Raw genomic sequence first — 13,255 nt, forward strand, 5'->3', positions numbered from 1 at the left:
AAACACATGAATCAACTTTGGCTCGACTTGGGTAATACGCGTTTAAAATATTGGCTTTGTGATGCACAAGGTCAGGTCATTGAACATGCAGCGGAATTGCACCTACAATCCCCTGCCGATTTATTACTGGGTTTAAGCGCACATTTCCAACACAAGAACATCAGCTTAATTGGCATCTCATCCGTACTCGATCAAACGACTAATCAACGGATTGAAAAAACTTTAAAACGACTCAAAGCACCGATTTATTTTGCCAAAGTACATGCCGAATATGCAGGTTTAACTACAGGTTATGATGTGCCAAATCAGCTTGGTATCGACCGTTGGCTACAAGTCTTAGCCATGACACAAGATACGGGCAATTACTGCATCATCGGATGTGGTACAGCATTGACCATTGATTTACTCGAAGCAAAAACGCATTTAGGCGGTTATATTCTGCCAAGTTTGTATCTGCAACGTGACTCACTCACACAAGGCACCAAAGGCATCAAAATCCCAGATCAAGCCTTTGAAAGTCTTGCCGTTGGACGCAATACCAGTGATGCAGTACATCACGGCATCTTACTTGGCTTACTGGGCGCAATTCATCAGAGTTTAAAAACTCATCCTGATGTTCAATTGATTTTAACAGGTGGCGATGCACCATTTTTTGCTAAACATTTGAGCCGATATCAACCCATTGTCGAGTCAGATTTATTGTTAAAAGGTTTACAGCATTATGTGTTTTATCAGCTGAATAAAAACGCTTAATGGTTGTCCTACTCAGTCGTATTACTTAAATGTTGTCTTCAACGAAATCGTAATTTGTATTAGGTCAAACCTGTTCGGACAATTCCTTATGTACTTTCTTTGGCAACTTTCCCACAACTAATTCGTATGAATGAATAATCCATTCTTGCAACAGATCTTCTGAAACTAAGCCGTGCATATTGACGCTATTCCAATTGCGTTTGTTCGTATGATAGCCCGCAGTGACTTCAGGATAAATCTCCCTAAAAATCATAGTCTCATCAGGATCACTTTTCATATTGATAAACTGATAATCCACACTATCTGTCAGGCAAAACATTTTCCCAAGTACTGTAAACACTAACCATTGGCAATCAAAAGGCTTTTTTTGTTCAACACATTTAAGCGAGTGGCAAAACTGTTTCAATTGTTCGAGGGTCGTTTTGATTTAACCTTTAATCATTCAATCTTATTTCCACTTTTGATCTGATGAATGGATTAAATCAAAAAATTCTATTTCAGGTTTACCATTCAGTCCATGCTCATCTCTTTATCTTTGGAACTCAAGAAATGATAGGATATTTAACAGCTTCTTTTGAATGACCTCATCTTGATACATCGAATGATGAACAAAAGTTAAGCCATCTTGTTTGCAAAATATATGTTATTGAAATTTTGAAGCATCTAATGCTTTAAGATCTTTGATGAAATTTGCAATGTTTGCTTTATTTTATCAACGAATCCTTGTTAAAGTTTGTAAGAAACCATCACTGAAATCATGCTAATTTACGCCTCGAAATTCACATTATTCTTGAATCTGATTTAACATAGATAGGTGTTAGCTCACATCTCACTACTTGTCTGAAATTATCTTTACGCAATTAAAAACCGCTCTAAGTTTCCCTAAAGCGGTTTTCATCATTCAAAAATGGAATCAGAAAAGATTATTTCTTATTTTGATCCGAGCCACCAAACAGTGGTCCCATACCACCACCTGAGCCACCCATATTTCCGCCCATTTTACCCTGCATGGTCTGAATGCCTCGTAGCATCTTGCCAATGCCCGATGGCGATGAGAATTTCTTCATCATTTTTGCCATCTGTGCATGTTGCTTGAGTAGACGGTTGATGTCTTGAATGTCCATACCACAGCCTGCTGCGATACGCTTTTTACGGCTTGGGTTGATAATGTCAGGGTTGCGACGCTCTTTGACCGTCATCGACTGGATGATCGCTTGCATCTTTTTGACTTGCTTTTCAGGTTGTGCTTGCTCTACAGCTTGCTGAATGCCTGAACCGCTCATACCAGGGAGCTTGTCCAAGAAGCCCATCATTCCGCCCATTTTGTGCATTTGCTCAAACTGGGTCAGCATATCTTCAAGGTTAAATGTACCGCCCTTTTGCAGTTTTTTCGCCATTTTTTCGGCTTTGTCTTTGTCGATTTTGCGTTCCACTTCTTCGACTAAAGACAGCACGTCACCCATACCTAAGATACGCTGTGCAATACGCTCAGGATGGAATGGCTCTAGGGCATCGAGCTTCTCGCCCATACCCAAGAATTTAATTGGCTTACCTGTGATTGCACGTACAGATAGCGCCGCACCACCACGTGCATCACCATCAGTTTTGGTCAGAATCACACCTGTGAGTGGCAAAGCATCATTAAAGGCTTTGGCGGTATTCGCCGCATCCTGACCTGTCATCGCATCGACCACAAATAAGGTTTCTGTCGGCTTGATCGCAGCGTGCAGTTCTTTGATCTCGTCCATCATGTCATCATCGACATGCAGACGACCTGCGGTATCGACGATTAACACATCAGCGAATTTAATTTTGGCTTGTTCAATCGCACGATTCACAATGGTAATTGGGCTTTCAGAGGCTTCTGATGCAATCCAATCCACGCCAACTTCTTGCGAAACTGTTTGAAGCTGTTTGATCGCCGCAGGACGATAGACATCGGCTGATACCGTCGCGACTTTTTTCTTCTGGCGCTCTTTGAGGAAACGTGCCAATTTCGCAGCAGTTGTCGTTTTACCCGCACCTTGCAGACCTGCAAGTAGAATCACCACAGGAGGTTTGGCTGCTAAATCCAATGATTCATTGGCATCACCCATCATGCTGACGAGTTCATCATGAACGATCTTGACGAAAGCCTGTCCCGGTGAAAGCTGTTTTAAAACTTCTTGTCCTAAAGCTTGCTCTTTGACTTTGGCAATGAAGTCACGTGTCACAGGCAATGCGACATCCGCTTCAAGCAATGCCATGCGCACTTCACGCAATGTATCTTTAATATTGTCTTCTGTCAGTTGCCCTGTACCAGCAACATTTCTTAAACTCTGTGTGAGTCGGTCGGTTAATGTATCAAACATTGAAAATTCCGCTTAAACTACCCATTGAAAAAAACCTTTCCAACAGGGATAAATATGCATAAGATGCTATAGGATACTTGAGTTTGCAAAGAATTTATATCTCAATTGATGAATATTCAAGTATGGACGCATTTTGCAACTTAGTTTAAGCAGATTGACAATGAGTTGTCACCTCACTGATTGTTAACTTCTATATTGATTTAAAAATAATTTGGATAATGCACAGCGCATGTTGAGCCTACATACCATTTTCACGCTTTTAGCATTGATTGCTTATTTAACGAGCTTTCTGTATTTGCTTCATCATTTTGTTAAGCAAAGTACAGCCAATCCGTTTTTTGTCTGGTCAACTTTGTCGATCGGACTCATTTTGCACGCTTTGACCTTAAGCTTGGATATGATGACCGCACAAGGCATCAATTATGAACTGTTTAATCTGATTTCCTTTACCTCTGGATTGATGCTCCTTTTAAGCTTGATTTTTAGTATCTATCGACCTGTACTTATTCTCAATCTCATTTCTACACCTGTTGCTATGCTCGGCTTGGTGATAGGAAGTCTGCTCAGCACCTCAGGTCATGTGATCCGTCAGCAAGGTGTGGGCATGGATATTCATATTATCCTGTCGCTATCTGCTTATGCTGTTTTATTCATGGCAACATTACATGCGATTCTAATTTGGCTTCAAAACCGTGAACTGAAACGCAAACAAAAACAACGCATTTGGGTCAATATTCTGCCGTCACTGCAAACCATGGAATCATTACTCTTTGATTTGATTTTGATTGGTTTTGTTTTACTGACGGCTGCGCTTAGTTTTGGTTTCTTTACCATCCAAGATTTCTTTGCGCAACATCTCGTACATAAAACCGTATTTAGTATCATTTCATGGCTTATTTATGGCGGCCTATTACTCGGACATTGGCGATTTGGTTGGCGTGGTCAAAAAGCCATTCGCTTTACCCTGCTTGGTTTTGTATTGTTAGCCATAGGTTTTATTGGTAGTAAATTTGTCCTTGAAATTCTATTGATGCGTAGCTAATTCAATATTTTCCACATCGTAATTTTAACTTTTCTTATGCTTTCGATAAGCACTTGGCGCAACCCCAGTCCACAACTTAAAACTTCGAGTAAATGGACTGGTTTCGGCAAAGCCAAGCTGTAGACTGATCTCTTCGATACTCATCGTGCTATTCACCAACAGCTCAATTGCTATATCTCGTTTCACTTGATTTTTAATTGCTAAAAAGCTCTGCCCTTCATCTTGCAAACGACGTTGCAAGGTATACGTTGCAAGTTGCAAAATTTCAGCAACCTCGGCAAGCGTTGCCATATGATTCACTTCTTGATTCACTTTGGCATGATCAACATAAAGACGATCTGCATTTTGCAAACACTCTGCCACCTTCGCCGACCAACTACTATTCTGAAAATTTAAAATCAATAATTGGGTAAATGGATCTTTGACTAACTGTTGCAATTGCGCCATTGATTGACTCACAGGTAATGTTAAATCTGATTTTGAGAAAGTCATCTGCGCCACATTCTGCTCAAATCGAATCGGTGCGCCATAAAACATTAAACGATAATCCAAAGCATAGGACGGTGTACGGAAAGGAAAATCAATGGACGTAATCGGCAAAATATCCCGACTGAGCCAACACAAAATCCGATGAATAAAAAAACAGCCAAAGGCATAAATAAATGCATCATCGGATTTGGTTTGAAACCCACCAACAAGCTCAGCTCGAATCAACTCGCCATCATGCTGTAATGAAATATCAAAACCCTTACCCATCATTTGATAATATTTGGTGATACGCTGTAGGGCTTGCATCATGTCTTTGGCAGAGATCAACCAATGCATCAGCACTGCCAAACTACCTAATGGTGAAATAGTTTGACTATGCCCAAGTAGCTCATCACGAGTAGCCAAAGTCAGCTCCGTAATGAGCTGTGCATATTGCCTTAAACTCACCCGAGCTTGCTGATGTTTTAACAAAGCTTGGGAAATCCGACATTGTTGTAATATCTGATCAATTTCATCTTGCGCTAAAGTCAATTTCTCCAGTGCTGTATGCACGAAATCTATACTGATTGAAATACTATGAATCGACTGGTTTTGCATGATGCTTTATCAATTTATATTGACTATTTTATGAATTATTGATCATTCCAATTTTGTTGTAAACTATCAATTTTATTGTGATCGATTGTCATTTAATTTAAAGCATATTTTTCCCATAATAACTTCATTAAATTTACCCAATGTTATTTACAGCATTACCAGCAAGGACTATTCACATGGCTCTTCCAGAATTATTGAGAAATCGTTTACGTTTGCCTGCGGTTGCAGCGCCACTTTTTATTATTTCCAATCCTGATTTGGTGATAGCTTTATGTAAAGCAGGCATCGTTGGCTCATTCCCTGCGCTGAATGCACGTGGTGAAGGTGAATTTGAAAAATGGCTAATCCGCATCACCGAAGAGTTAGACGCTTATAACCAAGCAAATCCTGATCAGCCTGCTGCACCGTTTGCAGTCAACCAAATCGTGCATAAATCGAATAATCGTTTAGAAGAAGATTTGGCACTTTGCGTAAAATATAAAGTGCCTGTGGTGATCACCTCTCTCGGCGCACGTGTCGAGGTGAATGAAGCGATTCACAGCTATGGGGGACTCGTATTGCATGACATCATCAATAATAAATTCGCCAAAAAAGCCATCGAAAAAGGCGCAGATGGTTTAATCGCCGTTGCAGCAGGTGCAGGCGGTCATGCAGGGACACAGTCGCCATTTGCCTTGATCCAGGAAATTCGTCAGTGGTTCGATGGTCCATTATTGCTTTCTGGCGCAATCAGTCGTGGCGACTCGATCCTTGCAGCGCAAGCAATGGGTGCAGATTTAGCGTATCTTGGTTCAACATTTATTGCAACAACAGAAGCAAATGCAGCGCAAGACTATAAGCAGTGTTTGGTCGATTCGAGTGCAGAAGATATTGTGTATAGCAACCTATTCACAGGTGTGCACGGCAATTATTTGAAACCATCTATTATTGCCGCAGGGCTTGATCCAAATGACTTACCTGAAAGCGATCCATCAAAAATGGATTTTGGCTCAGGTGGCAATTCAGACAAAAAAGCATGGAAAGATATTTGGGGCTGTGGTCAAGGTATTGGCGCAATTACAGCGATCGAACCAGCATCAGATGTTGTTGCACGTTTAAGCCGTGAATATAAAGCGGCGAAAGAGCGCTTACTGAATACTTAGTACAATACATGAAAATGATGGTGCGCTCAGCGCGCACCATAAACAGAACATATGATATTGATTTTTATAAATAAAAAATTAAACCAAAATAGCTGTTACCGTAAAAAATACCGTATAAATACTATTCATTTTTTCAAATTGATAATTTGAAATTTAGTAACGTAATTCGGACCTACATCAAATTCAGTCTATTGAATCAGTTGGAGATATCATTCAAATCCGCAATGAACTTTTGAAATGGTATATAGGTTCTCACGTCCTTACAATCCCATAAAAACGTCATGATATAACATCACTTTTTTGTAATCGCTTTTTTTCATGTATCATTCAAGAGTACAACTTCAGGGGGTAGGTTATGTTTGAAAATATTGATGCTTTAAAGAAAAAATTAGATGAGCATCGTCCTCTTTCTCCTGCTATTGTAAAAAACCTTCAAGAAGATCTTATTCTACGTTGGACATATCACTCAAATGCAATTGAAGGCAATACGCTTACATTGCTAGAAACAAAAGTAGTTTTGGAAGGCATAACTGTTGGTGGAAAAGCTTTACGAGAACATTTCGAAGCAATCAACCATAGAAATGCTATCTACTATGTTGAAGATATTATCCGCAAAGAAGAACCGTTTTCTGAATGGCAGATTCGCAATATCCATCAACTCATTCTAAAAAACATCGATGATGAAAATGCAGGTCGCTATCGCCAGCAAAATGTATTGATTTCAGGTGCAACGACTACTCCACCCGACTATACATTATTGAATGACAAGATGGCTCAGCTCGTGGATTGGTATAATTCGGAAGCACATACGCTACATCCTATTGAACGTGCTGCTAAAGTACATGCGGATTTTGTAGGTATTCATCCATTTATTGATGGCAATGGGCGTACATCGCGTCTTTTGATGAACCTTGAGTTACTCAAAGCTGGATATCCGCCTTGCGTTATTACAGTCGAAAATCGCCTAGCCTACTATGAAGCTCTAGATCAGTGGATGGCTTATGGAAAAACTGAGCCTTTCATTCAGTTGGTTGCTGAAGCTGTGCTAGAGGGGTTTAAACCATATCAATTAATTTTAGGAATCTAAAAATTCCCTATTATTTTTTCAGAATGATGATAGGGAAAATATTAGGTTATTAGCAACTCTGATATTTTAAACAATCACACTAGTCTATTAATTGCATTAACTCTTTGCTCAAATCCATTTTCGGTTGAAGCATTGAATAGCCACCGATTTTGTAGACACCTTTTAGTTAGATAAAATGGCTAATTAACGAGGTGCTTATGAGCAGTAAACGATACCCTGAATAATTCAAAATTGAAGCAGTAAAGCAAGTTACTGAGAAAGGTCATAGTGTAGCTGAAGTTGCTGCACGTTTAGGGACCACCACCCATAGTCTGTATACCTGGATTAAACGTTATGATCCACAGCAACCCAGGACAACAGAGTTTAATGACCCAAGTTCAGAGTTAGCAAAGTTAAAAAAAGAGCTTCAAAGGGTTACAGAAGAAAGAGACATCTTAAAGTGAAAGCACTGCTTTCACGCCGCTTCGCAAGCCAGTCCAAATGAGGTACGCCTTTATTCAGGACAACCAGCATATATGGCCTGTTCGTCGTTTATGTTCAACTTTAGATGTTCATCACAGTGGTTATTACGGATGGTTAAAGCAACCCACCAGTAAAACTGCAAGGAAACGGCAACAGCTTTCAGGACTGATTAAACAGTTCTGGCTGGAATCTGGCGGAGTCTATGGCTATCGCAAGATTCACTGTGATTTGAAAGATGTTGGTGAAAGTTGCGGGATCAATCGGGTACATCGCCTCATGAAGGCGAATGGTCTCAAATCACAGCGTGGCTATCGTAAACCTAGAACTTACGCTGGTACTCCAACTGTCATTGCCGCAAACACGTTAGACCGACAGTTTAACCCAACTCATCCTAATCAGCTGTGGGTGACTGACATGAGAAGCACTGCTTCGCAAGATATCCGTACTCATGAAGGGTGGCTATATCTAGCAGTTGTGATTGACCTATTTTCACGCCTTGTTATTGGCTGGTCTATGAAGTCGAGAATCACAACAGATCTGGTGTTAGATGCATTACTGATGGCCTTGTGGCGAAGGAATCCAAAGAACAAGGTACTGATCCATTCTCTTGCGAAGCAATGCTTCTCAGGCAGCCAATACACCAGCCATGAATGGCAGACATTTCTCAAGCATCATAATCTTGAAAGCAGTATGAGCAGACGAGGCAACTGCCATGATAATGCTGTTGCTGAAAGCTTCTTTCAGTTGTTAAAGAGAGAACGTATCAAGAAGAAGATTTATTCAAACAGATCCGAGGCTAGAACCGATATCTTTGAATATATTGAGATGTTTTATAATCGAATCAGGCGCCATTCGCATCTTGATGGGATGAGTCCAGAAGCATTCGAGGCAGCTTCAAAATGAGGCTACTTCAATGTCTAGGATACTGGGAGCAGTCCAGTAATGATCACACATCTTTGCGAGGAAAACTCTAAAAAATGTAACCACAGATTTTATTAACGCCTCTCTCTTGGAGATCTTAAATCTATTGAAATTTATACCAACGCGTGGAGATGCCATCAGTTACATATTCCAAATTAGATTTTTTCAAGTTAAAGATAGTTGCCAAAAGCGTCAAGTGCCATAACCGTAACACTTTTGAGAATAAAAATATTAGTTACATTTATTTCATTTGGTCGTAAAAATTGCGTAAATTTTTAAATGGGTTTACAAACATTCAATGATATTCAAAACAATTATCAGTTATCATTTAGATAAGAATTAATACTTCGAGCTCAGTATGAACATGTATGCAGGATCTTCTGCCAGTATTTTAACAATTAAAGGTCTAAGCAAAAAATTTGGCCAACGCTTTGCTGTCAGTCAGGCAACATGGTCTGCGGATCAAGGGCAGATCATCTGCTTACTTGGACATTCAGGTTGTGGTAAAACGACAATGCTACGTTTAATTGCTGGATTAGAAACACCGACAAATGGCTCGATTCAACTTGAACAAAATATTTTATGGAATGAAGAGCAACAGATTCCAGCAGAATCTCGAAATATTGGTCTAGTATTTCAGGATTATGCCCTGTTCCCCCATTTAAGCGTGCTCGAAAATGTGATGTTTGGGTTAAAAAAATTTCCTAAAGGCCAGCAACAAGAAATGGCAGAACAAGCTTTAAAACATGTTTCAATGCACCATCATATGCGTAGTTATCCACACACCTTATCAGGCGGTGAACAACAGCGTGTTGCATTAGCACGTGCTTTAGCTCCAAAGCCGCATGTACTTCTTATGGATGAACCATTTTCCAATTTGGATCATCGCCTACGTGATCAAATCCGACAAAATACCATCCAGCTTTTAAAAAATACCCAGACTACCACCGTGATCGTCACACATGATCCTGAAGAAGCATTACAGATTGCAGATCAAATTATCTTGATGCATCAGGGAAAAATCATTCAAATTGGATCACCTAAACAACTTTATTTGGAGCCATCTACACTATTTGCTGCACGATATTTCTCGGTATTGAATGAGACCCTAGCATATTACGAAAATCAACAAATTCAAACGCTCTTTGGGCGTCATCCTTTACCAAAACATTTAACTGGCAAAGAAAAATCATTTTCATGTTGTTTCCGTCCTAAACAGGTTCAGGTCCATCATCAACCTGTTGTAGGAGCAGTTGCTGCTCGAGTCATCTCATCTAGTTATTTAGGTCAAGCCTATCAGTTGCGCTTAGAAATCATCTCTGAATCGATGATTATTTTTGCCCATGTCGATGATCAATACGAATATTCAGCAAATGATCAGGTATATATCTCGGTAAACCTGTCTGCTTGTTATTTCTTCGAATCTGAAGATGAGTTAGATGTGAATAAAAGTTTTGTACAGCTTGAATACTCTATTTAAATTTGTATTAACTAGGAAATAAGTCATGAAATCAATTTCAAAAATTCCTCTCATTTTGACTGGCTTGACTGCGTTGTGTGGAAGCTGGGTGAATGCAGCTGAAGTCAACCTTTATACCACGCGTGAACCTGCACTGATTCAACCGCTCTTAAAAGAATTTACCCAAAAAACTGGGGTAAAGGTCAATACGGTTTTTATCAAAGATGGTTTACTTGAACGTGTTAAAGTTGAAGGTCGACGCTCCCCTGCAGATGTGATGCTTACAGTCGACTTCGGTAATCTGGTAGATTTGGTTTCAAATGGTTTAACACAACGTGTTGATTCTAAAGTCCTTAACTCCTCAATACCGGCAAATTTACGCGCAGCAAATGGACATTGGTATGCATTATCCATGCGTGCACGTGCAGTATACGTGTCTAAAGATCGTGCGCCTTTGACTGCAATCTCATATGAAGATTTAGCTCATCCTAAGTGGAACGGTAAAATCTGTATCCGCTCTGGCAACCATCCTTATAACACTGGTCTAATTGCAGCCTATATCGCGCATTATGGTGAAAAAGAGGCTGAAAAATGGCTACGTGGTATCAAAGCCAACTTAGCTCGTCCTGCAAGTGGTGGGGATCGTGATGTTGCTCGAGATATTCTTGGCAAGATTTGTGATATTGGTGTAGCAAATACCTATTATGTCGGCAATATGCGTGAAGGCGACCCAGAGCAACAACGTTGGGGTAATGCGATTAACGTTGTCCTGCCGAAATTTAAAAATAGCGGTACGCATGTGAATGTTTCAGGTGCCGTTGTTTCTAAATATGCACCTAATCGCAAAGAAGCAGTTCAACTATTAGAGTTCTTAGCCTCGGATCATGCTCAAGCCATCTATGCAAAAAGTGGATTTGAGTATCCAGTTAAACCTGGAGTTAGAGTTGACCCGATTATTGCAAGCTTTGGCAAACTACAAGTGGATTCTATACGCTTAAGTGATATTGCTCGACACCGCAAAACAGCCAATATGCTGGTGGATAAAGTCCAGTTTAATCGTTAATTTCCGATAAACTTACAGGGAGGCTTTCTCCTTCCTGTAAGTCCTAATTTCAATTTAATATTGCATCAGACCTATACACTTTAATGTCAAAAACAAAATCTGCATTTCGTTCTTTAATATCGCTCAGTGGACTATTGACGCTTCTCGCCTGTTTACCTGTTTTCGCATTAGTTTGGACAGCCTTACAGGGCAATAATGAGATTTGGGATCATCTGATTCGCTTTGTAATTCCAGCGACCTTAATCGATACGTTTATGCTTCTTTTTGGGGTAGGTTTTCTAACGATATTGATTGGCACAGGCAGTGCCTGGATTGTTACAGCCTATCAATTTCGTGGACGTTCAATTCTCGATTGGGCGTTGCTTTTACCACTTGCAGTACCGACTTATATTATCGCTTATAGCTATATCGACATTCTCCACCCTATCGGACCAGTTCAAAGTCTGTTAAGGGATGGTCTCGGCTTAGATATGCAACAATTATGGTTCCCAAACATTCGATCAGTTTGGGGAGGCATTTTTTTACTAAGCTTCGTACTTTATCCGTATGTGTATTTAAGCACTCGTGCCATGTTTTTAATGCAATCGGCTAGTCTAATCGAGGTCGCTCGAAGTCTAGGTCTTAATCCTAATAAGGTCTTATTAAAAGTTGCCATCCCCCTTGCTCGACCAGCAATTGCTGTAGGTACAAGCTTGGTATTAATGGAAACAATTAATGATATTGGTGCAACTGAATTTCTTGGTATTAACACGCTCACATTATCCATTTATTCAACATGGATAAATCAGTCTGATCTTGCTAGTGCCGCACAAATTGCTATTTTCATGCTGATGTTCATTACCTTCTTAGTTTTAATAGAAAGGTTAGGACGTCAGAAACAGCGTTATATGAACTCAGCTCAACGTAGTCGACTCATGCCTGCCCGACATATTACTGGCCGTAAAGCTCTACTATTATTTGGACTTGGAATGATTCCCGTAGTCATTGGATTCGTTATTCCATTTTGCCATTTAATTGTAGAGTCTTATAAGCGCATACAATATGCGGGCTTCTCGGATTCCCTATTAGAAGCTTCGGTAAATACACTGAGCCTAGCGAGTGTAGCAACCTTCTTTACGATCCTCATCGGCTTTTTGATCGTCAGCTCAGCACGATTTAGCCAAAATATATGGTTTAGCCGTATTGCTAGCCTCGGTTATGCAATTCCAGGAACAGTACTCGCAATTGGTCTGATGCTGTCCTTAGGCGCTATTGATCATGCAATCGCAGATTTTCTCGAATTCAAGCTTGGTATATCGACGGGTTTACTATTATTGGGCACGAGTGGCATCTTAATTTACGCCTACACGGTTCGTTTTTTGGCTATTTCAATTGGTAGTATAGAGTCTGGGTATAATCGTATTCATGGAGTACTTGATGATGCTGCTCGTAATTTAGGACAAAATAAACGAGGCATTTTGTGGCGCGTTCATTTCCCTTTATTGGCTCCGGCCATCCTCTCTGCTGCCTTATTAGTCTTCGTAGATGCGATGAAAGAGTTACCTGCAACACTTCTACTTAGACCGATTAATATGGAAACACTCGCGACTCAACTCTATGCAGAAGCATCAAGAGGAGCCTATGAAGATGGTGCAATAGCCGCTCTACTCATTGTATTAGTCGGCTTAATTCCTGTTATTTTACTTGCTCGAATGGGTAAAACGAATAGATAAATGAATCGAAATTCACATAAATAATCGAAGTGAAAAGGTGGCGTCAATCGAGCTCAAATCCTAACCCATTCATTCTAAATATATTTTATTGAATAAAAAAATTCATTGACCCAATTTTGACCTAAATTAGATTTCGTGCATTGAATACCAAAACTAATTTTATTCAAATCTTCGGCC

At 40.0% G+C, this 13,255-nt stretch carries 11 protein-coding genes; 8 read left to right on the plus strand and 3 right to left on the minus strand.

Annotated features, from left to right (window positions below; genetic code table 11):
- Positions 1–6 precede the first annotated feature (6 nt).
- A complete protein-coding gene (locus ACE3PQ_RS05555; protein WP_374295952.1) occupies positions 7–753 on the plus strand; it encodes a type III pantothenate kinase in 747 nt (248 codons plus the stop codon).
- Positions 754–817: 64 nt separating this feature from the next.
- Here ACE3PQ_RS05555 and ACE3PQ_RS05560 read toward each other — a convergent pair whose 3' ends face one another.
- Positions 818–1,159, minus strand: a complete 342-nt coding sequence (locus ACE3PQ_RS05560; RefSeq protein ID WP_374295954.1) for an MmcQ/YjbR family DNA-binding protein — start codon at positions 1,157–1,159, stop codon at positions 818–820.
- 517 nt (positions 1,160–1,676) lie between these two features.
- Positions 1,677–3,104, minus strand: a complete 1,428-nt coding sequence (ffh, locus tag ACE3PQ_RS05565) for a signal recognition particle protein (RefSeq protein WP_374295956.1) — start codon at positions 3,102–3,104, stop codon at positions 1,677–1,679.
- 229 nt (positions 3,105–3,333) lie between these two features.
- On the opposite strand from ffh, the gene ACE3PQ_RS05570 reads away from it, so the two are divergent.
- Positions 3,334–4,146, plus strand: coding sequence for an inner membrane protein YpjD (locus tag ACE3PQ_RS05570; RefSeq protein WP_374295958.1), 813 nt, complete (start codon positions 3,334–3,336; stop codon positions 4,144–4,146).
- A gap of 24 nt (positions 4,147–4,170) precedes the next feature.
- Here the strand turns inward: ACE3PQ_RS05570 and ACE3PQ_RS05575 are convergent, their stop codons facing one another.
- Complete coding sequence (locus ACE3PQ_RS05575; protein ID WP_374295960.1) at positions 4,171–5,232, minus strand: AraC family transcriptional regulator; 1,062 nt, start codon at positions 5,230–5,232, stop codon at positions 4,171–4,173.
- Positions 5,233–5,408: 176 nt separating this feature from the next.
- Here ACE3PQ_RS05575 and ACE3PQ_RS05580 point away from each other — a divergent pair, with 176 nt between their 5' ends.
- The 6 genes from ACE3PQ_RS05580 (at position 5,409) to ACE3PQ_RS05605 (ending at position 13,078) form a co-directional block, all read left to right on the plus strand.
- Entirely contained in the window at positions 5,409–6,374 is a 966-nt protein-coding gene (locus ACE3PQ_RS05580) for an NAD(P)H-dependent flavin oxidoreductase (protein ID WP_374295962.1), read from the plus strand.
- Positions 6,375–6,729: 355 nt separating this feature from the next.
- Complete coding sequence (locus ACE3PQ_RS05585) at positions 6,730–7,461, plus strand: Fic family protein (RefSeq protein ID WP_374295964.1); 732 nt, start codon at positions 6,730–6,732, stop codon at positions 7,459–7,461.
- A gap of 230 nt (positions 7,462–7,691) precedes the next feature.
- Positions 7,692–8,826 (plus strand): IS3 family transposase gene (locus ACE3PQ_RS05590; protein ID WP_374295998.1). Its coding sequence is split into 2 segments (ribosomal slippage): positions 7,692–7,901 and positions 7,903–8,826, totalling 1,134 coding nucleotides; the frame shifts between segments, so codons are not numbered across the junction.
- Positions 8,827–9,202: 376 nt separating this feature from the next.
- Positions 9,203–10,324, plus strand: a complete 1,122-nt coding sequence (locus ACE3PQ_RS05595) for an ABC transporter ATP-binding protein (RefSeq protein ID WP_374295966.1) — start codon at positions 9,203–9,205, stop codon at positions 10,322–10,324.
- Positions 10,325–10,349: 25 nt separating this feature from the next.
- Entirely contained in the window at positions 10,350–11,366 is a 1,017-nt protein-coding gene (locus ACE3PQ_RS05600; protein ID WP_374295968.1) for an extracellular solute-binding protein, read from the plus strand.
- 83 nt (positions 11,367–11,449) lie between these two features.
- Positions 11,450–13,078 carry an iron ABC transporter permease gene (locus ACE3PQ_RS05605; protein WP_035268400.1) on the plus strand — a complete coding sequence of 543 codons (1,629 nt, stop codon included), beginning with the start codon at positions 11,450–11,452 and terminating at the stop codon, positions 13,076–13,078.
- Positions 13,079–13,255: the final 177 nt, after the last annotated feature.

Origin of the sequence: Acinetobacter sp., assembly GCF_041911495.1 — a bacterium.
Lineage (GTDB): Bacteria > Pseudomonadota > Gammaproteobacteria > Pseudomonadales > Moraxellaceae > Acinetobacter.

What these genes read in the sequence shown, in the direction of transcription:
- ACE3PQ_RS05555 (WP_374295952.1), top strand. Translation starts at nt 7, where the DNA reads ATGAATCAACTTTGGCTCGACTTGGGTAATACGCGTTTAAAATATTGG.
- ffh (WP_374295956.1), bottom strand. Translation starts at nt 3,104, where the DNA reads ATGTTTGATACATTAACCGACCGACTCACACAGAGTTTAAGAAATGTT.
- ACE3PQ_RS05570 (WP_374295958.1), top strand. Translation starts at nt 3,334, where the DNA reads ATGTTGAGCCTACATACCATTTTCACGCTTTTAGCATTGATTGCTTAT.
- ACE3PQ_RS05575 (WP_374295960.1), bottom strand. Translation starts at nt 5,232, where the DNA reads ATGCAAAACCAGTCGATTCATAGTATTTCAATCAGTATAGATTTCGTG.
- ACE3PQ_RS05580 (WP_374295962.1), top strand. Translation starts at nt 5,409, where the DNA reads ATGGCTCTTCCAGAATTATTGAGAAATCGTTTACGTTTGCCTGCGGTT.
- ACE3PQ_RS05585 (WP_374295964.1), top strand. Translation starts at nt 6,730, where the DNA reads ATGTTTGAAAATATTGATGCTTTAAAGAAAAAATTAGATGAGCATCGT.
- ACE3PQ_RS05595 (WP_374295966.1), top strand. Translation starts at nt 9,203, where the DNA reads ATGAACATGTATGCAGGATCTTCTGCCAGTATTTTAACAATTAAAGGT.
- ACE3PQ_RS05600 (WP_374295968.1), top strand. Translation starts at nt 10,350, where the DNA reads ATGAAATCAATTTCAAAAATTCCTCTCATTTTGACTGGCTTGACTGCG.
- ACE3PQ_RS05605 (WP_035268400.1), top strand. Translation starts at nt 11,450, where the DNA reads ATGTCAAAAACAAAATCTGCATTTCGTTCTTTAATATCGCTCAGTGGA.